20 protein-coding genes and 1 pseudogene are annotated in these 21,451 nt (G+C 69.9%); 12 read left to right on the top strand and 9 right to left on the bottom strand.

Annotated elements, in window-relative coordinates; genetic code table 11:
* Window positions 1–199 (bottom strand): annotated as a pseudogene (locus VBO01S_RS33080) (glycerophosphodiester phosphodiesterase family protein); the annotation flags it as partial.
* A 142-nt stretch (window positions 200–341) separates the two neighbouring features.
* Between VBO01S_RS33080 and VBO01S_RS24745 the strand changes: the two are divergent.
* Both VBO01S_RS24745 and VBO01S_RS24750 read left to right on the top strand, forming a co-directional pair.
* Entirely contained in the window at window positions 342–1,784 is a 1,443-nt protein-coding gene (locus tag VBO01S_RS24745) for a sensor histidine kinase (RefSeq protein WP_062480377.1), read from the top strand.
* A complete protein-coding gene (locus tag VBO01S_RS24750; RefSeq protein ID WP_062480379.1) occupies window positions 1,781–2,506 on the top strand; it encodes a HEAT repeat domain-containing protein in 726 nt (241 codons plus the stop codon). Before VBO01S_RS24745 ends, VBO01S_RS24750 begins: the two co-directional genes overlap by 4 nt.
* Window positions 2,507–2,511: 5 nt before the next feature.
* Here the strand turns inward: VBO01S_RS24750 and VBO01S_RS24755 are convergent, their stop codons facing one another.
* The 3 genes from VBO01S_RS24755 to VBO01S_RS24765 are packed head-to-tail and all read right to left on the bottom strand — an operon-like array spanning window position 2,512 to window position 4,267.
* Window positions 2,512–2,712, bottom strand: coding sequence for a hypothetical protein (locus tag VBO01S_RS24755; protein WP_062480380.1), 201 nt, complete (start codon window positions 2,710–2,712; stop codon window positions 2,512–2,514).
* A gap of 8 nt (window positions 2,713–2,720) precedes the next feature.
* Window positions 2,721–3,536: a biotin--[acetyl-CoA-carboxylase] ligase gene (locus tag VBO01S_RS24760; protein ID WP_062480383.1), complete on the bottom strand. Its 816-nt coding sequence runs from the start codon at window positions 3,534–3,536 to the stop codon at window positions 2,721–2,723.
* 2 nt (window positions 3,537–3,538) lie between these two features.
* Window positions 3,539–4,267 (bottom strand): SET domain-containing protein, encoded by a 729-nt coding sequence (locus VBO01S_RS24765; protein ID WP_370681748.1) that lies wholly within the window; start codon window positions 4,265–4,267, stop codon window positions 3,539–3,541.
* Window positions 4,268–4,351: 84 nt separating this feature from the next.
* Here VBO01S_RS24765 and VBO01S_RS24770 point away from each other — a divergent pair, with 84 nt between their 5' ends.
* Together VBO01S_RS24770 and VBO01S_RS24775 are read left to right on the top strand one after the other, a co-directional pair.
* Window positions 4,352–7,321 carry a DNA topoisomerase III gene (locus VBO01S_RS24770; RefSeq protein ID WP_062480385.1) on the top strand — a complete coding sequence of 990 codons (2,970 nt, stop codon included), beginning with the start codon at window positions 4,352–4,354 and terminating at the stop codon, window positions 7,319–7,321.
* A gap of 6 nt (window positions 7,322–7,327) precedes the next feature.
* Entirely contained in the window at window positions 7,328–8,305 is a 978-nt protein-coding gene (locus VBO01S_RS24775) for a tripartite tricarboxylate transporter substrate binding protein (RefSeq protein ID WP_062480387.1), read from the top strand.
* A 7-nt stretch (window positions 8,306–8,312) separates the two neighbouring features.
* On the opposite strand, the gene VBO01S_RS24780 is transcribed toward VBO01S_RS24775, so the two are convergent.
* Window positions 8,313–9,248 (bottom strand): LysR substrate-binding domain-containing protein, encoded by a 936-nt coding sequence (locus tag VBO01S_RS24780; RefSeq protein WP_062480389.1) that lies wholly within the window; start codon window positions 9,246–9,248, stop codon window positions 8,313–8,315.
* 109 nt (window positions 9,249–9,357) lie between these two features.
* On the opposite strand from VBO01S_RS24780, the gene VBO01S_RS24785 reads away from it, so the two are divergent.
* The 3 genes from VBO01S_RS24785 to VBO01S_RS24795 all read left to right on the top strand — a co-directional run bounded on the left by VBO01S_RS24785 (window position 9,358) and on the right by VBO01S_RS24795 (window position 11,489).
* The gene (locus VBO01S_RS24785) at window positions 9,358–10,320 is read left to right on the top strand and encodes a tripartite tricarboxylate transporter substrate binding protein BugE (RefSeq protein ID WP_062480391.1); all 963 of its coding nucleotides are present in this window, start codon (window positions 9,358–9,360) and stop codon (window positions 10,318–10,320) included.
* 12 nt (window positions 10,321–10,332) lie between these two features.
* Window positions 10,333–11,214: an N-formylglutamate amidohydrolase gene (locus VBO01S_RS24790; RefSeq protein ID WP_062480393.1), complete on the top strand. Its 882-nt coding sequence runs from the start codon at window positions 10,333–10,335 to the stop codon at window positions 11,212–11,214.
* Between the two features lie 95 nt (window positions 11,215–11,309).
* A complete protein-coding gene (locus tag VBO01S_RS24795; RefSeq protein ID WP_062480395.1) occupies window positions 11,310–11,489 on the top strand; it encodes a hypothetical protein in 180 nt (59 codons plus the stop codon).
* A gap of 9 nt (window positions 11,490–11,498) precedes the next feature.
* On the opposite strand, the gene VBO01S_RS24800 is transcribed toward VBO01S_RS24795, so the two are convergent.
* Window positions 11,499–12,131 (bottom strand): TetR/AcrR family transcriptional regulator, encoded by a 633-nt coding sequence (locus VBO01S_RS24800; RefSeq protein WP_062480397.1) that lies wholly within the window; start codon window positions 12,129–12,131, stop codon window positions 11,499–11,501.
* Window positions 12,132–12,203: 72 nt separating this feature from the next.
* On the opposite strand from VBO01S_RS24800, the gene VBO01S_RS24805 reads away from it, so the two are divergent.
* Genes VBO01S_RS24805 through VBO01S_RS24815 form a run of 3 tightly spaced genes read left to right on the top strand, consistent with a single transcriptional unit; the run spans window position 12,204 to window position 16,246 of the window.
* Complete coding sequence (locus tag VBO01S_RS24805; protein WP_062480398.1) at window positions 12,204–13,040, top strand: thioesterase family protein; 837 nt, start codon at window positions 12,204–12,206, stop codon at window positions 13,038–13,040.
* A 37-nt stretch (window positions 13,041–13,077) separates the two neighbouring features.
* Window positions 13,078–14,718 (top strand): acyl-CoA dehydrogenase family protein, encoded by a 1,641-nt coding sequence (locus VBO01S_RS24810; protein ID WP_062480400.1) that lies wholly within the window; start codon window positions 13,078–13,080, stop codon window positions 14,716–14,718.
* Between the two features lie 10 nt (window positions 14,719–14,728).
* Window positions 14,729–16,246 carry a class I adenylate-forming enzyme family protein gene (locus tag VBO01S_RS24815; RefSeq protein ID WP_062480402.1) on the top strand — a complete coding sequence of 506 codons (1,518 nt, stop codon included), beginning with the start codon at window positions 14,729–14,731 and terminating at the stop codon, window positions 16,244–16,246.
* Between the two features lie 165 nt (window positions 16,247–16,411).
* Here VBO01S_RS24815 and VBO01S_RS24820 read toward each other — a convergent pair whose 3' ends face one another.
* Window positions 16,412–17,299, bottom strand: coding sequence for a gamma-glutamyl-gamma-aminobutyrate hydrolase family protein (locus VBO01S_RS24820; RefSeq protein ID WP_062480404.1), 888 nt, complete (start codon window positions 17,297–17,299; stop codon window positions 16,412–16,414).
* A 105-nt stretch (window positions 17,300–17,404) separates the two neighbouring features.
* On the opposite strand from VBO01S_RS24820, the gene VBO01S_RS24825 reads away from it, so the two are divergent.
* Window positions 17,405–18,460: a sugar phosphate isomerase/epimerase family protein gene (locus tag VBO01S_RS24825; RefSeq protein ID WP_062480406.1), complete on the top strand. Its 1,056-nt coding sequence runs from the start codon at window positions 17,405–17,407 to the stop codon at window positions 18,458–18,460.
* On the opposite strand, the gene VBO01S_RS24830 is transcribed toward VBO01S_RS24825, so the two are convergent.
* Window positions 18,457–19,755 (bottom strand): aspartate aminotransferase family protein, encoded by a 1,299-nt coding sequence (locus tag VBO01S_RS24830; protein WP_062480408.1) that lies wholly within the window; start codon window positions 19,753–19,755, stop codon window positions 18,457–18,459. The genes VBO01S_RS24825 and VBO01S_RS24830 overlap by 4 nt on opposite strands.
* 120 nt (window positions 19,756–19,875) lie before the next feature.
* Between VBO01S_RS24830 and VBO01S_RS32515 the strand changes: the two genes are divergently transcribed.
* The gene (locus VBO01S_RS32515) at window positions 19,876–20,352 is read left to right on the top strand and encodes an Lrp/AsnC family transcriptional regulator (RefSeq protein ID WP_159274176.1); all 477 of its coding nucleotides are present in this window, start codon (window positions 19,876–19,878) and stop codon (window positions 20,350–20,352) included.
* Window positions 20,353–20,363: 11 nt separating this feature from the next.
* Here the strand turns inward: VBO01S_RS32515 and pdxR are convergent.
* Window positions 20,364–21,451, bottom strand: a 1,088-nt coding sequence (gene pdxR / locus VBO01S_RS24840; RefSeq protein ID WP_062480412.1) for a MocR-like pyridoxine biosynthesis transcription factor PdxR, incomplete at its 5' end; no start/stop codon positions are given.

Below are 21,451 nucleotides of genomic sequence, written 5' to 3' on the forward strand. Positions count from 1 at the left end.
CCGGTGCGGGCGCGGGCGCCGGGGCCGGGGAGGGCGCGGGTGCGGGCGCCGGAACCGGTGCGATCGGCAGCATCGGCATGCCACCCCCACCGCCTCCGCCACCTCCACCGCCGCATGCAGTGACACCCACGCTGGCGGCCAACACGGTCGCGGCCATCCAGAGCGGCTTGGGGCAGCCGCCCACGGTCTTTTGCTTCATGATTTCTCCCTGATGTTTTTGAATTGCAGAAACTGCACGTCAAGGCTACAACCAGTCACACCTTGTCAATGAAACGTCACACCTGCGAATCGCAGTACTAGTTCACGCTCGCCCGCGTTCTTTCGTCTTGCCAGGAACTCCCTTGAAGCTCTTCCAGCGCGCCCAGCGCTCCCTGTTCGGCGAGATCCTCGACTGGATGCTCACGCCGCTGCTGCTGCTCGTGCCGGTGAGCATCGGCGTGACCTGGCTGGTGGCGCAGGGCATCGCCAACGCGCCCTTCGACCGCGCACTGGAGCACAACGTGAAGGTGCTGGCCGAGCTGGTCACGGTGAAGCAGGGGCAGACGCACTTCGTGCTGTCGCAATCGGCGCGCGAGATCCTGCGTGCCGACGACGCCGGCCACATCTACTACCAGCTGCTCGACGGCCACGGCACGCTGCTGCACGGCGAGCGCGACCTGCCGCAGCCCAACGTGGACGACCCGCCCGGCACCAACGTGGTCCTGCTGCACAACAGCACGGTGCACGGCCAGCCGGTGCGCGTGGCCTCGCTGTGGATTCCCAGCGGCAGCGAAGAAGTACCGCCGTCGCTGCTGCAGCTGGCCGAGACGCGCGAGAAGCAGGCGGTGCTCGCCACCGAGATCATCAAGGGCGTGCTGCTGCCGCAGTTCGCGATCCTGCCGCTGGCGGTGCTGCTGATCTGGCTGGCGCTGGTGCGAGGCATCAAGCCGCTGTCGGTGGTCGAGGCGCGCATCCGCGAGCGCCGCCCGGGCGACCTGAGCCCGCTCGACGAATCCTCGGTGCCGCTCGAGGTGGTGCCGCTGGTGTCGTCGGTGAACGAGCTGCTCGACAAGCTCAACGACTCCATCTTCACGCAGAAGCGCTTCCTGGCCGACGCCGCCCACCAGCTCAAGACACCGCTGGCGGGCCTGCGCATGCAGGCCGACCTGGCGCAGCGCGAGGGCGCCAACGCCGACGAGCTCAAGCAGTCGCTCAAGCAGATCGGGCGCGCCAGCGTGCGCGCCACCCACACCGTGAACCAGCTGCTGTCGCTGGCGCGCGCCGAGGGCACCAGCGCCATGACGCACTGCCAGCCCTGCGACCTCGCGCGGCTGACCATCGAGGTGGTGCGCGAGGCCGTGCCACGCGCCATCGAGAAGCGCATCGACCTGGGCTACGACGGCGTCCAGGCCGGTGCGCCCGGTGTGATGGTCGACGGCAACCCGACGCTGCTCAAGGAGCTGGTGCGCAACCTGGTCGACAACGCGCTCAACTACACGCCCTCGACGCCCGAGCGCCCCGGCGTGGTCACGGCGCGCGTGCTGGCCGACCCCTTCGGCCACGTGCAGCTGGTGCAGGTGGAAGACAACGGCCCCGGCATCGCCGAGGCCGACCGCGAGCTGGTGTTCGAGCCCTTCTACCGCGTGCTCGGCAACGAGGCCGACGGCTCCGGGCTGGGCCTGCCGATCGTGCGCGAGATCGCCAACCAGCACCGCGCGCGGGTCAAGCTCGAAGACGCGCACCCCGGCAAGCACCCGCCGGGCGCGCTCTTCACCGTGCGCTTCGAGGAGGCCCCGTCGGAATGAATCCGCTCGACACGCTGCGCCAACGCTTCCTGGAAATCCGCCTCGACACCGACGTGTCGGACATGTTCGACTTCGGCGCCGATCTGCTGGAACAGGATTCAGCCGAGGCGCTCGCCTTCCACTACGCGCTGCTGCACGACACCGGCATGGACAGCGAGCTCTACGACTGGCTCTGCCGCAAGTTCGGCGAGCGCGGCGACGCGGCCGAAGACCACCTGCTCGCGCAGTTCGACCGCGAGCCCGACCCGGCCATGCAGGCCACGGTGCTGCAGCTGCTCGGCGGCTTCAAGTACCGCAAGGGCCGGCGCCTGAAAGAGACCGCGGCCCTGGCGCGTGCCGCGCTCGCGTCGCCGTACGACGACCTGCGCTGCAAGGGGCTGTGGGTGATCGGCTGGCTCGGCGGCACGACCGACATCGCCAAGGTCGTGCCGCTGCTCACGCACGATGCCGTCGCCACGAACCGCCGATGGGCCGCGAGCGCGCTGATGCAGATCGTGTTCAACCGCCGCAGCGCTGCGCCCAAGGCGCTCGAGCCCTTGCGCCAGGCGCTCGACACCGAGACCGATCCGGTCGTGCTGGGCGGCATCCTGGTCGCGGTGCAGGAAATCGCAGGAAAGAAATTCGGCCTGAGCTCGAGCTCGCACGAGCCGCCGTCCGAAGAAAAGCTGCAGGCCGCCTTGGCCAAGGCGCGGCGCATGTTCGCGCGCGCGGCTGCTGCCTGATCCGCTCAGGGCGCAGGCGTGCCCGAAGGCTTGGCTTCCTTGCGGATCTGCAACCACTCGGGGTGGATCTGCCGCGCCATGCGCTGCGGCTCGCGCTCGTCGAGCGCCGCAGGCGCCAGCCCGAAGCCGGCCAGGTCGCCGCGCGTCCACAGCCAGTAGCCCGCGTTGGCGGCGAGCAGGGCGATGAGGACCAGGCGCAGCTTCATGCCCTCGCTCAGAAAGACATGCCGCGCGGGCGCACGCTCACTTCGTCGCTCGAGATCAGTTGCAGGCCGGCGTCGGTGCGCACCTGCAGCTCGCCGCCCCAGGCCACGCCTTCGCACAGGCCGGCGGTGCCGTCGCTGAGCGTCACCTCGCGCCCGCGCAGCACGTCGCGCGCCGCAAAGCGTTCGGCGAAAGGCGCGAAGCCCTGCGCCTCGAAGGCGAGCACGCTGCGCACCAGCGGCTCGGCCAGCGACAGCAGCACCTCGGGCGCGGACGCGTCGGGCTGCCACTGGCGCAGCCAGGCCGGCGGCGTGCGCATGCCGTCGCCCTCGCGCGGGCCGATGTTGATGCCGATGCCGACCACGAGGTAGCGCGCGGCATCGGGCCGGGCGGTCTGCGGCATCGCCGTTTCGATGAGGATGCCGACCAGCTTGCGGTCGTTCACCCAGATGTCGTTGGGCCACTTGAGGCCGACCTGATGCGCGCCCGTCGGATCGAGGCTTTCGGCCACGCTCACGCCCACGGCGAGCGACAGGCCCGACCAGTCGGCCGGCGCCAGCGGCATGCCCAGCGAAAAGGTGAGGGAGGCGGGCGCCTCGGGCTGCTGCGCGCTCTGCCACGGGCGGCCGAGGCGACCGCGCCCCGCCGTCTGGCGCTCGGCCACGAGCAGCACGGGGTCGGTGCGGCCGGCGCGCGCACGGCGCATCAGCTCGGTGTTGGTGGAATCGATTTCGGCCACGGCCTCGACCGCGAAGCCGGGCAGCAGCGGCGCGACCGTCGCGGCGATCCGGTCTTCGAACCAGGCGCTGGCCGGCGTCGTGCCCATCGTCAGTCTCCGGCGGCGGCCGGGGCGTGGCCCTTGGACTTCTTCTTGCCGTCGGCCTTTTTCTTGTCGGCCTTCTTGTCCGCTTTTTTCTTCTCGGCTTTCTTTTCAGCCTTCTTCGCTTCCTTGGCCTCGGCCTTCTTCTTCTCGGCCTTTTTCTTGGCCTTCTTCTTTTTCTTCTTGTCTTTTTCCTCGTCCTCGTCCTTGGGCGTCAGCAGCGTGCCGCGGCACATCTCGGAGCCGCACCAGCACGGGAACTCGGACAGCAGCTTCTCGGTGTACGGCTCGTCGATGATCAGGCCGTAGTCGTAGTTCAGTTCCTCGCCGGCGGCGATGTTTCTCAGGGCCTTGATATAAACGCGCCCATCGACTTCGTCGGCCTCGCAGTTCGGCTCGCACGAGTGATTGATCCAGCGCGCGTCGTTGCCCTTCACGTTGCCGTCGATCACGCGGCCGTCGTCGATGTGGAAGTAGAAGGTGTGGTTCGGCTGGGTCGGGTCGTGCGGATGGCGGCGCAGCGCCTCTTTCCAGCTGATGACCTCGCCCTTGTATTCGATCAGCGTTTCACCTTCGGCCAGGTCCTGCAGGGCGAACACGCCGTTGCCGTGGACGTCCGAGCGGCGCATCTGGATGCGCCGGCCACCGGAGCGCGTGGCGGCGGACCGCGCCTCGGGCTCGGTCACGGGGGCGGCTTCCTTGTCGCGGCCGGCGGAAAGTGGGGATTTGGAAGGCATCGCCGAAGTCTGTTAGGTTGAATATGCACACATGCGTGTGCGCGCGTGCGCACGCGGAAGCCGCAGAGTATAGAGAGCCCTCAGATGACAAAGACTTTGGTAATCGCAGAAAAGCCGTCGGTGGCCCAGGACATCGTCCGGGCCCTCACGCCGGTGGCCGGCAAGTTCGACAAACATGACGAGCATTTCGAGAACGACACCTACGTCGTGACCAGCGCCGTGGGCCACCTGGTCGAGATCCAGGCCCCGGAGGAATTCGACGTCAAGCGCGGCAAGTGGAGCTTCGCCAACCTGCCGGTGATCCCGCCTCACTTCGACCTCAAGCCGGTCGACAAGACCAAGACGCGCCTGAACGCCGTGGTCAAGCAGGCCAAGCGCAAGGACGTGACGCAGCTCATCAACGCCTGCGACGCGGGCCGCGAGGGCGAGCTGATCTTCCGCCTCATCGAGCAGTACGCCGGCGGCAAGAGCCCGCTGGGCAAGCCGGTGAAGCGCCTGTGGCTGCAGTCGATGACGCCGCAAGCGATCCGCGACGGCTTCGACGCGCTGCGCACCGAAAAGCAGATGCAGGGCCTGGCCGACGCCGCGCGCTCGCGCTCCGAGGCCGACTGGCTGGTGGGCATCAACGGCACGCGCGCCATGACCGCATTCAATTCGCGCGACGGCGGCTTCTTCCTCACGACCGTGGGCCGCGTGCAGACGCCGACGCTGTCCGTCGTGGTGGAGCGCGAGGAGCAGATCCGCAAGTTCGTCTCGCGCGAGTACTGGGAAATCCACGGCAGCTTCGCGGCCGAGGCCGGCCAGTACCCGGGCAAGTGGTTCAACCCCGACTGGAAGAAAGCCAACGCGCCGCTGTTGGCCAACGGCGAACCCGATGCCGAGCAGCGTGCCGACCGCGTGTGGTCCGAGCAGGAAGCCCGCGCCATCGCCGACGCCTCGCGCGGCAAGCCCGCCACCGTCACCGAAGAGAGCAAGCCCACCACGCAGGCCTCGCCCGCGCTGTTCGACCTGACCTCGCTGCAGCGCGAGGCCAACGGCCGTTTCGGCTTCAGTGCCAAGACCACGCTGGCGCTGGCGCAGAGCCTGTACGAACGCCACAAGGCGCTGACCTACCCGCGTACCGATTCACGCGCGCTGCCGGAAGACTATCTGCCGGTGGTCAAGCAGACCATGGAGATGCTCGCCAACAGCGGCATGAAGCACCTGGCGCCGTTCGCCCAGCAGGCGGTCGACGGCAACTACGTCAAGCCCAACAAGCGCATCTTCGACAACGCCAAGGTGTCGGATCACTTCGCCATCATCCCGACGCTGCAGGCCCCGAGCGGCCTGAGCGAGGCCGAGCAGAAGCTGTACGACTTCGTGGTGCGCCGCTTCCTGTCGGTGTTTTTCCCGAGCGCCGAGCACCAGGTGACCACGCGCATCAGCACGGTGGAGCAGGGCGGCAAGAAGTACCCCTTCCGCACCGACGGCAAGGTGCTGGTGAAGCCGGGCTGGCTCGCCATCTACGGCAAGGAAGCCCAGGACGACGAGAAGGAGGACGACAAGGACGGCAAGCGCCTCGTGCCGGTGAAGCCGGGCGAGATCGTGCAGAACGAGTCGGCCGACCTCAAGGGCCTGAAGACGCGCCCGCCCGCACGTTATTCCGAAGCCACGCTGCTGGGCGCCATGGAAGGCGCCGGCAAGACCATCGACGACGACGAGCTGCGCGAGGCCATGCAGGAGAAGGGCCTGGGCACGCCAGCCACGCGCGCGGCCACCATCGAAGGGTTGATCGCCGAGAAGTACATGCTGCGCGAAGGCCGCGAGCTCATCCCGACCGCCAAGGCCTTCCAGCTCATGACGCTCTTGCGCGGCCTGGGCGTGGAAGAACTGTCCAAGGCCGAGCTCACGGGCGAGTGGGAGTACAAGCTCGCGCAGATGGAGAAGGGCGCGCTGAGCCGCGACGCCTTCATGCGCGAGATCGCCGAGATGACGGAGCACATCGTCAAGAAGGCCAAGGAGTACGACCGCGACACCGTGCCCGGCGACTACGCCACGCTCGCCACGCCCTGCCCGAACTGCGGCGGCGTGGTGAAGGAGAACTACCGCCGCTACGGCTGCACCGGCAAGAGCGGCACGGGCGAGGACGCCTGCGGCTTCTCGTTCGGCAAGTCGCCGGCCGGGCGCACCTTCGAGGTGGCCGAGGCCGAGCAGCTGCTGGCCAACAAGCACATCGGCCCGCTCGAGGGCTTCCGCTCCAAGGCGGGCTGGCCCTTCACGGCCGAGATCATCCTCAAGTACGACGGGGAAGAAGCCAAGAACTGGAAGCTCGAGTTCGACTTCGGCGACGACAAGAACGAAGACAGCGGCGAGATCGTCGACTTCAGCCAGCAGGACACCGTGGGCCCGTGCCCGGTGTGCGGCGCACCGGTGTTCGATCACGGCAGCAACTACGTCTGCGAGAAGTCGGTGCCGACGAACGAGCAGCCGACCCCGAGCTGCACCTTCAAGACCGGCAAGATCATCCTGCAGCAACCGGTGGAGCGCGACCAGATGGAGAAGCTGCTGGCCACCGGCAAGACCGACCTGCTCGACAAGTTCGTGTCGATGCGCACGCGCCGCGCCTTCAAGGCCTTCCTCACGTGGAACGCCGAAGAAGGCAAGGTGACCTTCGAATTCGCACCGCGCGAAGGCGGCAGCAAGTTCCCGCCGCGCAAGACCTTCGGCAAGCCGGCCGCCAAGACCGCGGCGGCCAAGAAGGTCGCGGCGAAGAAGACGCCCGCCGCCAAGAAGGCACCGGCCGAGAAGAAGGCGGCCAAGCCGCGCAAGCCGGGCGCGGGCCTCAAGCCCAGCGACTCGCTGGCCGCGGTGATCGGCGCCGAACCGGTGGCGCGCACCGAGGTCATCAAGAAGCTGTGGGACTACATCAAGGCCAACGGCCTGCAGGACGCGACCAACAAGCGCGCGATCAACGCCGACGCCAAGCTCAAGCCGGTGTTCGGCAAGGACCAGGTGACGATGTTCGAACTCGCGGGCATCGTGGGCAAGCACCTCTCTGCGCCCGACGCGGCCTGACGACGCATGCAGCGCCGACACCTCGCGGCCCTGTGCGCCGCCGCGCTGCTGGGCGGCGCAGGCCTGGCCCAGGCCGCCGCGTGGCCTGACAAGCCCGTCAAGCTGGTCGTGCCTTTCCCACCGGGACAGGCCACCGACATCTTTGCCCGCGCGCTCGCCGAACAGCTCGGCAAGCGGCTGGGCCAGCCCGTGATCGTCGACAACAAGGCGGGCGCGGGCAGCAACATCGGCACCGAGTTCGTGGTGCGCGCACCGCCCGACGGCTACACGCTCGTGGTGGCCGGCAGCGCGATGGCGGTGAACCAGACGCTCTACGCCAAGCCGGGCTTCGACCCGCGCAAGGATCTGGTCGGCATCTCGCTCATCGCGAAGGTGCCGCTGGTGTTCCTGGCCACGCCCGAAAGCGGCATCCGCACGCTGGCCGACCTCACGGCGCGCGCCAAGGCCGAGCCCGGCAAGCTGAGCTACGCGAGCGCCGGCATCGGCGGCATGCAGCACCTGTCGGGCGAGATGTACAAATCGGCGGCGCATGTGTTCATCACGCACATTCCGTACCGGGGCAGCGGGCCGGCGCAGGCGGACTTCCTGGGCAATCAGGTACCGCTGATGGTCGACTCGGTGACGGCCGCGTTGCCGCACATCAAGTCGGGCAAGGCGGTGCCGCTGGCGGTGACATCGGCCACGCGCTCGTCGCAATTGCCCGAGGTGCCTGCCGTGCGCGAGACCGGCGTGGCCGGCACGAAGAACTTCGAAGCCGTGGGCTGGCTCGGCCTGATGGCACCGCGCGGCACGCCGCCCGAGATCGTGGCGCGGCTGAACCACGAAGTGACCGACATCCTCAAGAGCGAGCAGATGGCGCGCTTCATCCGCGACCGGGGCTCCGAGCCGGCACCGACGAGCGGCGCCGAATTCGACCGCTTCGTGGCGAGCGAGATCGGGCTCTGGGGTGCGGCGGTGAAGGCTTCGGGCGCCAAGCCCGAGTAACCCCTGCTCAGTTCTGCGCGACCGGCGGCAGCACGGTCGCTTCCCCGCTGCGGTCGACCTCGGCCAGCAGCCAGTGGCGGAAGTGGTCCAGCGTGGCCAGCTGGCCGCGCCCCTCGGGGTAGCAGAACCAGTAGCCCTCGCTGCCCCGGTAGCCGCCGTCGGGCAGCGGCTCTTCCACCAGCCCCGACGCAATTTCGTCCTGCACCAGGCAGCGCGGCACCAGCGCGACGCCCATGCCGGCCATGACGGCGCGGATCATGGTCTGGAACTGGTCGAACTGCAGCCCGGCCAGCGGGTCGAGCCCGCGCACGCCGTGCGCCTCGCTCCAGTGCAGCCACGACTGCGGCACGCTCACGTGGCGCAGCAGGGTGCAGCGCGCCACGTCCTGCGGCGTGCGGATGGCGGCCTCGGCCTGCGCGGCGCGCGGGGCGATCAGCGCCACGTCCTGCCCCGCGAGGTAGTGCGAGCGCGCGCCGGGCCAGTGGCCGTCGCCGAACAGGATGGCGCAGTCGAGCTCGGGCCGCTCGAAGTCGTAGCCGTGCACGAAGGGCACGAAATGCAGCGTGATCTGCGGGTGGCGCTGCTGGAAATCGGGCAGGCGCGGAATCAGCCACTTGGCGCCGAAGGTGGGCAGGGTCGACAGGTGCAGCGCACCGCCACCGTCGCCGCTGGTGATGAGCTCCAGCGTGGCCGCCTCCAACTGCGCCAGCAGGGCGCGCACCGCCTTTTCGTAGCGCTCGCCGGCGGGCGTGAGCGCCAGGCGCTTGCGGCTGCGCTCGAACAGCGGCGCGCCGATCCAGCGCTCGAGCTCCTGCACCTGCTTGCTCACCGCGCCCTGCGTGAGGTGCAGCGCCTCGGCCGCGCGCGACACGCCGCCGAAGCGCACCACGGTGGAGAAGGCGCGCAGCAGGTTCAGGGGCGGGTTGAGGCGTCGCAATGGCATGGGGGAGCCCATCAAGTCATTCCAGATTGGAATGATATCGGGTATATCCTTTGCTTCAGGTGAGCTGCAGCTTTGCACATTCACTCATCGTTCCATTGGAAGAACCCTCATGCAACGTCGTCATTTCCTCTCCACCCTGGCTGCCGTTTCTTTCGCCCCAGGAATATCCTTTGCCCAAGGCAAGCCGATCCGCCTGGTCGTGCCTTTCCCGCCCGGTGGCGCCACCGACATCACGGCCCGCGTGCTCTCCGAGCCCCTGGCCAAGATCCTCCAGCAGCCCGTGGTGATCGACAACCGCGCCGGCGCGGGCGGCTCGATCGGCATGGCCGAGCTGGCACGCGCCACGCCCGACGGCCTGAGCTTCGGCGTGGCCACGCTGTCCACGCACGGCGTGAACCCGGCCGTGTACCAGAAGCTGCCCTACGACCCGATCAAGGGCTTTGCCGCCGTGACCGAGCTGGTGAAGGCGCCGGGCGTGATCGTCATCAACCCGGCCGTGCTGCCGGTGGGCAGCTTCGCGGAACTCGTGAAGTACCTGAAGGCCAACCCGGGCAAGGTGTCGTACGCCTCGCCGGGCAACGGCACCATCGGCCACATGTGGGGCGAGCTGTTCAAGAGCAGCACCGGAACCTCGATGGTGCACATCCCCTACCGCGGTGCGGGCCCGGCCATCAACGACGTGCTCGCGGGCCAGGTGCCGGTGTACTTCGACCAGGTGGCCTCGTCGCTGCCGCACGTGAAGGCCGGCAAGCTGAAGGCGCTGGCCGTGTCCTGGAGCGGCCGCCTCGACGTGCTGCCCGAAGTGCCGACCTACGGCGAGCTGGGCTACGCGGCCAGCAACGACCCCTCGTGGTTCGGCATGATCGCGCCCGCCGGCACGCCGCCCGAGCTGGTGCTGCGCATGCAGCAGGCCGTGGCCACGGCGCTGAAGGACCCCGCGGTGCGCGAGCGCCTGGCGCTGCAGGGGCTGTACGCCTCGGGCACCACGCCGGCCGAGTTCACGAAGCAGATCGCGAGCGAGATCGAGAAGATGAAGAAGGTGGCCGCCTTCGCGCGCATCCGATTGGACTGACCGACACCGCCTATGCATCCAGTCCTGAAACTGATTCAAACCCGCGCCCAGGTGACGAGCGTCGCCGGGCACTCCCCGCTGGTGCTGGACTCCCCGCACAGCGGCACCGTCTACCCCGAGGACTTCCGGCCCGTGTGCGAACTCGCCACGCTGCGCCGGGCCGAGGACACCCACGTCGAGAAGCTCTACGCCTTCGCGAGCGACATGGGCGCCGCCTGGATCGAGGCGCACTTTCCGCGCAGCTACCTCGACGCCAACCGCGACATGACCGAGGTCGACACCACGATGCTCGACGGCCCGTGGACCGACCCGGTGTCGACCGACCCGCGCGTGCTGTCGAAAGTGCGCCTGGGCAAGGGCCTGATCTGGAAGCTCACCGACGAGGGCCTGCCGATCTACGACCGGCCGCTCACGGTGGCCGAGGTGCGCCAGCGCATCGACCAGTGCTGGCGCCCGTACCACGCGGCGGTGGCCCAGGCCATCGACGAAGCGCATGCGCGGCACGGCTACAGCATCCACATCAACTGCCACTCGATGCCCGCCATTGCGGGCAGCCACGCGACCGACTTCCCGGGGCTGGGGCACGCCGACTTCGTGATCGGCGACCGCGACGGCAGCACGGCCGACCCGGCGCTGTCGCAGCGGCTGTGCGCGCACCTGCGCGCATGCGGCTACAGCGTGGACTACAACCACCCGTACAAGGGCGTGGAGCTGGTGCGCCGGCACGGCGACCCGGCGGCGAACCGGCACAGCATCCAGGTCGAGATCAACCGCAAGCTCTACATGGACGAGGCCACGCTGGCGCTCGACGAGGCCGGCGCCGCGCGGCTGCAGGCCGACCTGCGTTCGATGGTCGAGATGCTGCTGGCGACCGACCCGCGCGTGGCAGGCTGAACACCGCAGCCCCTGCGGGGGCTGGTGTCTTTGTTACAGGGCGGCCGGGGGCCCCGGCCTATAGTGGGACGTCCTTAGTTTTCTGGAGTCCTGCCGTGAAGTCGATCCTTGCCGCCCTCGCCGTCCTTGCGACCGGTCTGCTGGTCTCGGGCTGCGCCGGCACCGCGCCGTCGCCGTCTTCTTCCTCCTCCACGTCTTCATCGGGCAGCGGCGTGACGGTGTTCGGCACCATCGACGCCGGCGTCAGCGGCACGACGAACAAGTCGTCGCGCTGAGCGAGAGCCTCAGGCGACCGTCGCCAGGTAGCCCCGCAGCGCATCGCGCAACTGGCGTGACAGCGTCTGCAGGTCGGGCCGCCCGCCCGTGCCGATGTGGGTGTGCGCGACCAGCCCGTAGATGATGGTCTGGCACACGCGCGCTGCCTCTTTCTTCTGCGGGCCGTCGGCCCCCACGTCGCCCGCCGCGTCGAGCACGCCCACCCATTCGGCCACGAAGCGGTCGTACATCTTGCGGTAGGCCTCGGGGCTGGAGAGGTGGCGCTCCAGCAGGTAGTGCGCGCCCCAGGCCACGGGCTGCGCGCGGTGCGCGTCGAGCTGCGCATCGATCACCGTGTCGACGATCTCGCGCCACGGCCGGCCTTCGTTCGCGGCCACGACCGCGCGCATGTCCAGCAGCAGCGCCTTGGAGCGCAGGTGCAGGCACACGCGCGCCAGGTCCTCCTTGTTCTCGAAGTATTCGTAGAAGCTGCCCAGGCCCGTGCCCGCCACGGCCACGATCTCTCGGATCGTGATGGCGGCGTAACCCTTCTCGACCAAAAGCCGAACAAAGGCTTCCTGCAGCGCCTGCGAGGTGTGGCGCGCGCGGGACTGGCGCGGCTTCCTCCTCGGGGCGGCGGCGGGTGCGCGGGCGCCGGTCATGGCCGCCGAACCCGAACACCTCGCGGGCGGGTTGTTCCTAGAATTTTTGATCCCATCGAAAGGCATTCTGCAATGACCTCGCACGACCGTGCCCCCGAGACAACGCCCCCCGCCGTCTACACCGGCGAGGGCGACACGTGGCAGCCCGACGCGCTCTCGCGCGGCCCCTGGGACCCGCGCGCGCAGCACGGCGGTGCGCCTGCCGCCTTGCTCGCCCACATCGCCGAACGCGCGGCGCCCGGCCCGGGCTGGCAGCTGGCGCGGCTCACGCTCGAACTGGTGAAGCCGGTGCCGGTGGCGCCGCTGGTCACGCGCACGCAGTCGCAGGCCTCGCGCGCCACGGTGCGCGTGGGCATCGACCTGCTCGCGGGCGACACGGTGGTGGCCCGCGCGCGCGCGCTGCTGCTGAAGACATCGCCGCTGACGCTGCCGGCGAACCTGCCCGCGGGCGACGCGCCGCGCGAACTGCGCCCGCTGCCCGAAGACTGCACCGAGCGACTGCGCATTCCCGGCCTGCCTGACGGCCTCTCGTTCCATCAGACCGCCGTCGAATCGCGCCTGGCCCAAGGCGACATCGCACAGCCCGGCGCGGGCGCCGCGTGGTTCCGGCTCGCGGTGCCGCTGGTGCGCGGCGTGACCACCTCGCCCGCGATGCGCGCGGCGGCGGCGGCCGACTTCGGCAACGGGCTGAGCTGGGTGCTGTCGCCCGCCGACTTCCTGTTCTCGAACGCCGACCTCAGCCTGAACCTGTTTCGCGTGCCCGAGGGCGAGTGGATCGGCCTGCGCGCCAGCACCGAGATGCACGCCGGCGGCGCGGGCCTCACCGTGTCCCACCTGTACGACACGCGCGGCCTCATCGGCCTCGCGACCCAGACGCTGGTGGTGCGCGAACGCGCCGCCACCGCCTGAACACGCCCCTCTTTCACCGCTTCACGGAGACAACGCCATGACCATTCCCGGCATCCACCCCGACAACCAGGTCCCCGAGCTCAAGGACTACAACGTCTACACCAGCGACCCCGCCCTGCGCGGCGCGGTGGGGCGCGGCGGCGCCGCCTGGCGCGACGACGAACTGGTGCGCCAGGGTGCCGAGTACGGCGCCGAGGCCACGCTGCGCGCCGCCGAGGACGCCAACCGCCACGAGCCCGAGCTGCACACCCACTCGCGCACCGGCACGCGCATCGACAGCGTGCAGTTCCACCCCGCGTGGCACACCATGATGTCGATCGCGCGGCGCAACGGCATCGCCAACCTGCCGTTCTTCGACGAGCGGCCCTCGGCCTGGGTGGGCTACGGCGCCTCGCTGTACATGCACAGCCAGATCGAGTCGGGCTCCACCTGCCCGACCACCATGACCAAGGCCTGCATCCCCGTGATGCGCCGCAACGCCGCGCTGTACGCCGACCTGCGCGACAAGCTCGCCGCCCACGTGCACGACCCACGCGACATCCCGCTCGAGGGCAAGACCTCGATGACCGTCGGCATGGGCATGACCGAGAAGCAGGGCGGCAGCGACGTGCGCACCAACACCACGCGCGCCGTGCCGGCCGGCAGCGGCCCGTGGGGCGAAGAGTTCCTCATCACCGGCCACAAGTGGTTCTTCTCGGCGCCGATGTGCGACGGCCACCTGGTGCTGGCCAAGACCGACGAGCATGGCTCCTCGTGCTTCTTCGTGCCGCGCTGGCGGCCCGACGGCAGCAAGAACGCGATCCACATCCAGCGCCTGAAGGACAAGGTCGGCAACCGCTCCAACTCCAGCAGCGAGGTCGAGTTCAAGGAAGCCTGGGGCGTGCTCGTCGGCGACGAGGGCCGCGGCATCCCGACCATCATCGAGATGGCCACCGTGACGCGGCTGGACTGCGCGCTCGCCAGCGCCGGCTTCATGCGCCAGGGCTTCGCGCAGGCGCTGCACTACACGCGCAACCGCTTCGCCTTCGGCAAGGCGCTGGTCGACCAGCCGGTGATGACCGAGCTGCTGGCCGACATGGCCCTGGAAACCGAGAGCGCCACGCTGCTGGCGATGGAGCTGGCCTCGCGCTTCGGCTCGCCCGCGCCGCTGGACACGGCCTGGCGCCGGCTGCTCACGCCCGCCGCCAAGTTCTGGAACTGCAAGCGCGCGGTGGCGCTCACCGGCGAGGCGATGGAGGTGTTCGGCGGCAACGGCTACGTGGAAGACGGCCCGATGGGCCGCCTGTTCCGCGAGGCGCCCGTCAACTCGATCTGGGAAGGCTCGGGCAACGTGATGTGCCTCGATGTGCTGCGCGCCGTGTCGCGCAACCCCGACGACGCGCACCTCGTGCTCGACCACCTGCAGGAAGTGACCGCCGGCGAAGCGCGCCTGCAGACCGAAGTGCAGGCCCTGCGCCAGATGGTGCAGCTGGCGCCGCAGGACCTGGAACGCCAGGCGCGCCGCTTCACGCAGCGGCTGGTGCGCGCGGCGCAGGCCGGCCTGATGCTGCAGCACGCGAGCCCGCTCGCGGCGGCGGCCTTCGTGTCCAGCCGCTTCGATCCCGACTGGGGCCCGGTGACCGGCATCAGCGCCGGCACCAGCGACCCCGGCGCGTTGGTGCGCGCGGCCTGGCATTGAGACGACACCGATGGATTTCGTTTCCCTGCTCGACCAGCACGCCCGCACCCAGCCTGCGCACGAATGCCTGCGCGCCGCAGGCCGCGCCTGGACCTACGCCGACTTCGCCGACCTCTCGCGCCGCGCCGCCACCGTGCTGCGCGACCAGGGCGTGGGCCCTGGCGACAAGGTCGCGCTGCTGTGCTTCAACACGGTCGGCTTCGTCGCCGCGATGTTCGGCGCCTGGCGCCTCGGCGCGGCCGTGGTGCCGGTCAACCACAAGCTGCAGGCGCCGGAGATCGACTACGTGCTGGCGCACGCCGGCGTGCGCCTGTGCGTGGCCGACGGCACGCTCGCCACGCAGGTCGCTGCGCGCATCGCGCACCGCTGCGACTGGCTCGCGACCGACAGCGCCGCCGATGGCCTGCCGATGTTCGACGACCTGATGGCGCAGCCCGAGCCGCTCGGCGATGACGACGCACCGGCGCCCGGCACCGACACGCTGGCCCAGGTGCTCTACACCTCGGGCACCACCGGCAAGCCCAAGGGCTGCCTGCACAGCCACCGCAACGTCTTCATGGCGGCGGTGTGCACGGCAGCGGGCATGTCGCTGTCGCGCAACGAGCGCACGCTGGTCGCGATGCCGGTGTGGCATTCGTCGCCGCTCAACAACTGGCTGCTGGGCACGATGCTGATGGGCGGCACCGTGGTGCTGCTGCGCGAGTACGCGCCCAAGGCCTTTCTCGACACGCTGGCCGACGAGCGCATCACCTTCACCTTCGGCGCGCCCATCGCCTTCCTGGCGCCGCTGTCGGTGGTGCCCGACGTGCAACGCTACGACTTCAGCGCGATGCGGCTGTGGGCCTACGGCGGCGGCCCGCTCGGTGCCGACATGGCGCGCAAGCTGGCCCACAGCTACCGCAGCGACCGCTTCGTGCAGGTCTACGGCATGACCGAATCGGGCCCGCTGGGCACGGTGCTCTACCCGGAAGACGCGATCGCCAAGGCCGGTTCGACCGGCCGTGCGGGCGTGCCCGGCGTGGCCATCGAGGTGCGCCACCCCGACGGCCGGCGCTGCGGCGCGGGCGAGGTCGGCGAGATCCACCTGCGTTCGCCGGCCGTGATGCAGGGCTACCTCGACAACCCGCAGGCGAGCGCCGAGGCCTTCGACGCACAAGGCTGGTACCGCACGGGCGACCTGGCGCGGGTGGACGAGGACGGCTTCCTGTTCATCGTCGACCGGCTGCGCGACATGATCATCACGGGCGGCGAGAACGTCTACTCGAAGGAAGTGGAAGACGCGCTGGGCGCCCACCCCGACGTGCAGGACGTGGCCGTCATCGGCCGCCCGCACCCCGAGTGGGGCGAGACCGTGACGGCGGTGCTGGTGGCGCGCGACGGGCGCGCGCTCGAGGTGCGCGAGCTGGTGCGCTTTCTCGAAGACCGGCTGGCGCGCTACAAGATCCCGCGCATCTTCGAAGTGCGCGAGAGCCTGCCGCGCACGGCGACGGGCAAGCTGCTGAAGCACCTGTTGCGCGACGCGGCGTGAGCGTTGGGCAGTGCAGTCGTTGATCGACCGGCACAACGACAGCGCTCAGCGGGCGCAGGACACCGGGTGCTTCCCGCAGCGAAATCAAGGAGAAGGCCGAAGGCCGGGGGACATTCGCGGAGGGAAGTACCCGGTGGCCTGTGCACGCGCCCCGAACAGCAACACTCAGCGCCGCAGCAGCGCCTGCCGCAGCAACCGCGCCGCCCGGTTGCGAATGCGCCCCTGCATCTCGCGCATGCTGGTGCGCGGCGCCACGCGGGCGGTGGCGCAGGCCCACAGGAAGTCGTGCAGGATCGGCGTGTCGTCCACGGTCTCGGTGCTGCCGTACTTGTGGAACTCCGGGTGCCACTGGGTCGCCGCGATGTAGCCGCGCCCCTTCTCGGGCCGGCGGCGGATCGCCTCGGGCACGCGGTCGGGCAGGCTCCAGGCCTCGATCTCGAAGCCGGGCGCGAGCCCCTTGATGCCCTGGTGGTGGATGCTGTTGACGCGCGCCGTGCGCACCTCGGGGTACAGCTTCGCCAGGCGCGTGCCTTCGACGATCTCGATCTGATGGAAGTTCTGGTCGTAGGTCACCGGGTCGCGGTGGCGCACCGTCTCGGGGTGGCCGTGCTGTTCCTCGATGTCCTGGTAGAGCGTGCCGCCGAAGGCCACGTTGATCAGCTGCAGGCCCCGGCACACGCCGAAGATCGGCTTGCCGGCCTGCTCGAAGGCTTCCACCAGCGCGAGGTCGTACAGATCGCGGATCTGGTCGCCGATCCAGGCGTCTTTCAGGGGCTCCTCGCCGTAGCTGCCGGGCCAGACGTCGGCGCCGCCGTGCATCACCACGCCGTCGAGCCACTCGGCGTAGTGCGACAGCTTGGTGTCGCCGCGCGCCGTCTCGCCCGTGGGGCAGGGCACCATCACCACCATCGCGCCGGCCGACATGAGCCAGTGGGCGATCGATTGTTCGACGTACTGCAGCGTCTTGTTCGTGAAAAGCGAGCGGGCCGGGTCGGCGTGCGAGAAGCAGGCGGACAAGCCGATCTTGAGCCGGGCGGCGACAGGCTGAGACATGTCGATGGGTTCCCTGTGGACAAAGTTCATTGTGCGCCCATCGAACTTCGGTCGTGTGTCAGCCGAACCCCCGAAGTATGCTGTGCGGCGCATCAGGAGACACGCATGAAGACGATCAAGGGGCCGGGCATTTTCCTGGCCCAGTTCGCGGGCGACACGGCCCCGTTCCACTCGCTCGACGCCATCGCCGGATGGGCCGCGGGCCTCGGCTACAAGGGCGTGCAGATCCCCAGCTGGGACACGCGCCTCATCGACCTCAAGCGCGCCGCCGAAAGCAAGACCTACTGCGACGAGATCAAGGGCGCGTTGGCGGGCCACGGCCTGGAGATCACCGAGCTCTCGACCCACCTGCAGGGCCAGCTGGTCGCGGTGCACCCGGCCTACGACGCGGGCTTCGACGGCTTTGCGGCGCCCGAGGTGCGCGGCAACCCCGTGGCGCGCCAGCAGTGGGCGGTGCAGCAGCTGCACCACGCGGCCAAGGCCTCGGCCAACCTCGGGCTCACGGCGCACGCGACCTTCTCGGGCGCGCTGGCCTGGCCGTACCTGTATTCGTGGCCGCCGCGCCCGGCCGGCCTCATCGAGGAGGCCTTCGACGAGCTGGCACGCCGCTGGCGCCCGATCCTCGATGCCTTCGACGCCGTGGGCGTCGACGTGGGCTACGAGATCCATCCCGGCGAAGACCTGCACGACGGCGTGAGCTACGAGATGTTTCTGGAGCGCGTAGGCAACCATCCGCGCGCCTGCCTGCTGTACGACCCGAGCCACTTCGTGCTGCAGCAGCTCGACTACCTGGCCTACATCGACCACTACCACGAGCGCATCAAGCTCTTCCACGTGAAGGACGCCGAGTTCAACCCGACCGGCAAGCAGGGCGTGTACGGCGGCTTCCAGAGCTGGATCAACCGCGCCGGGCGCTTCCGCTCGCTGGGCGACGGACAGGTCGACTTCAAGGCCATCTTCTCGAAGATGGCGCAGTACGACTTCCCGGGCTGGGCGGTGCTCGAATGGGAGTGCTGCATCAAGCACCCGGAAGACGGCGCGCGCGAAGGCGCCACCTTCATCCGCGACCACATCATCCGCGTGGCCGACCGCGCCTTCGACGACTTCGCGGCCGGTGGGGCGGACGTGGCGGCGAACCGGCGGATGCTCGGGATCGGCTAGCTGGTCGAACGGATCGCGTCGTCGAGTATTTCCAGGCCGCGGTCGATTTCTTCCGGCTTCACGTTCAGCGGCGGCGCGATGCGCCACACGGCCGCCATGCCGCCGACGGCCACGATGTTCATGCTCAGGCCGCGCGCCATGCAGGCGTCGGTGATGGCGCGGCCGCGCTCGGCGTCGGGCTCGCGGGTCTCGCGGTCTTTCACCAGCTCAACGCCCTGCAGCAGGCCGTGGCCGCGCACGTCGCCGATCACCTCGTGCCGCGCCTTCAGCGTGGCCAGGCCCCGGCTCAGCCGCTCGCCCATGGCGGCGGCGCGCTGGTTGAGCCCTTCTTCCTCGAGCACGTCGAGCACTGCCAGCCCGACCTCGGCCGGCAGCGGGTCGGACACGTGCGAGGTGACGTGCACGAAGCCCTTCTCGTGGCAATCCTGTTCGATCGCTTCGCTGGTGACCGTGGCGCCGATCGCCAGGCCACCGCCCAGCGTCTTCGACACGGTAAGGAAGTCGGGCACCACGCCCACCTGCTCGAACGCGAAGTTGCTGCCCAGTCGGCCGAAGGCGGTCTGCGCTTCGTCGAGGATCAGCAGCATGCCGCGCTCGCGGCACTTGGCCTGCAGCTTCGGGAAGTAGCCGGCGGGCGGCACGATCACGCCGCCCGAGCTCAGCACCGGCTCGGCGATGAAGGCCGCGAGCGAGCCGCTGGACTGCGCATCGACCATGTCGAAGCCGACATCGAGGCAGGTGGTGTCGCAGGCGTCGCGGCAATGGCGGATGGGGCAGCGGTAGCAGTTCGGCGCGGGGATCGACATGGTGCCGGGCTTGCGCGGCCCGTAGTCGACGTGGTGCCGGCCGGCGAAGGTGAGCGCGGCCATGCCGCCGTTCACGCCGTGCCAGCCGCCGTTCAGGCCCACGATCTCGTAGCGGCCGGTGGCCACGCGGGCCATGCGCGCGGCGGCCTCGTTGGCCTCGCCGCCGGTCGACAAAAACAGCGATTTCGACAGCGACGGCGGCAGCATCGCCGCCAGCCGCCCGGCCAGTGCCGGCACGGCCGGCCCGACGAAGCCGCTGTACAGGTGCAGCGCGCCTTCGCAGGCCTTCTCGATCGCCGCGACGATGCGCGGGTGGTTGTGGCCGATGGTGGCGCACATCTGGCCCGAGGTGAAGTCGAGGATCTCGCGCCCGCTCGCGTCCCACAGCGTGGCGCCGCGCGCCTTCACGATGACATGCGGGCTCAGCCCCATGCCGTAGCGCACGAGGTGCTTGCTGACCACGGGGTCGTAGGTTGCGCCTTCGGCCATCGGATGCTCCTTGTTCGTCGGGGGAGCCCCAGCGTAGCCATCGGCCGCGAAATCCGGTGTCGTTGTGCGGGCCCGAAAACGAAGCCGATTGCGCGCACCTTGCGCCACACTGGCGGCACCATGAAAACCGGCACCCTCGATCGCATCGACCAGTGCATCCTGGCCGAGCTGCAGGCCGACGCGGGCCTGCAGAACCAGACGCTGGCCGAGCGCGTGAACCTCTCGCCCTCGGCCTGCCTCAAGCGCGTGCAGCGGCTGCGGCGCGCGGGCGTGATCCGCGAGGAGGTGGCGATCCTCGATGCCGCGCGCGTGGGCTTTCCGGTGCTGGTGATCTCGCGCGTGTCGCTGCGCAGCACCACGCGAGAGGCGATCGGGGCCTTCGAGCGCAAGGTGCATGCGCTGCCGCAGGTGCTGCAATGCCACTGCGTGGCCGGCGAGACCGACTTCGTGCTCGTGATCTGCGCGCGCTCGCTGCCCGACTACCAGGCCTTCGCGCAGGAGCAGTTGGGCGACGCGCTGGAGCTGGAGAACTACTCGAGCGACATCGTGTTGTCGACCACCAAGTTCACGACCCGGCTGCCGCTGGACAGCGCCTGAGGGCGCCGCCGCTACAGCAGGCGCACCAACCGCCGGATCGCGCCGTCGATCTGCGACTCGGCGATCAACCCGAAGCCGAAGGCCAGCCCGTTGGGCGCGTCGGGCGCCTGCGGTTCGGGCGCGAAGCGCGACAGCGGCGGCAAGGTGATGCCGGCCGCCGCGGCGCGTTCGACCACCACATGGTCGCGCGCGCCGCCATGCAGCCAGGCTGACAGGTGCAGGCCGGCATCGGACGGGATCGCCTCGAGCCGACCCGCGCCGTGGCGCGCCAGCGCGTCGAGCAGGGCGCTGCGCCGTGCGCCGTACAGCTTGCGCATGCGGCGGATGTGGCGCGCCAGGTGCCCTTCGGCAATGAAGGCCGCGAGCGCCTCCTGCCCGAGCACCGGGCCGTGCCAGTCGGCCAGCTCGCGCGCCCGCACCAGCGCCGCGCGGGCCCAGGGCGGCGCCACCACGAAGCCCAGGCGAAGCGCGGGGAACAGGCTCTTGGAGAAGGTGCCGACGTAGAACACCGAGCCGGCGCGGTCGAGCGTCTGCAGCGCGTCGAGCGGGCGGCCGGCAAAGCGGAACTCGCTGTCGTAGTCGTCCTCGATGAGCACGGCGTTGCGCGCCCGCGCAAAGGCGAGCAGGGCGGCCCGGCGCGGCGGCGACATGGCCACGCCGGTGGGAAACTGGTGCGAGGGCGTCACGCAGACCACGCGCGCCTCGGGCGGGATGCGGTCCACGCACAGGCCTTCGTCGTCGGTCGGCACCGTGACCACCTTCGCGCCCGCGGCCAGCATGGCCTCGCGCAGCGAGGGATAGAACAGCTGCTCGACCGCCACCACCGTGCGCCCCGGCACGACCAGGATGCGCGCGAGCAGCCCGAAGGCCTGCTGCGCGCCGGCCGTGACCACGATGTCGTCGGCCGTGCAGCCGACCGCGCGCGTGAACGACACGTGCGCCGCGATCGCCTCGCGCAGGGCGCCCTGGCCCTGCGGGTCGGCGTAGTCGGCGGTCTGGCGCGCCACGCGGCGCAGCGCGCGGTCGGACAGGCGGCGCCAGATGTCGAACGGAAAGGCGCCGACATCGGGCAGGCCGACGCGGAAGTCGTCGCGCGCGG

Source organism: Variovorax boronicumulans NBRC 103145 (assembly GCF_001591345.1).
Classification (GTDB): domain Bacteria; phylum Pseudomonadota; class Gammaproteobacteria; order Burkholderiales; family Burkholderiaceae_C; genus Variovorax; species Variovorax boronicumulans.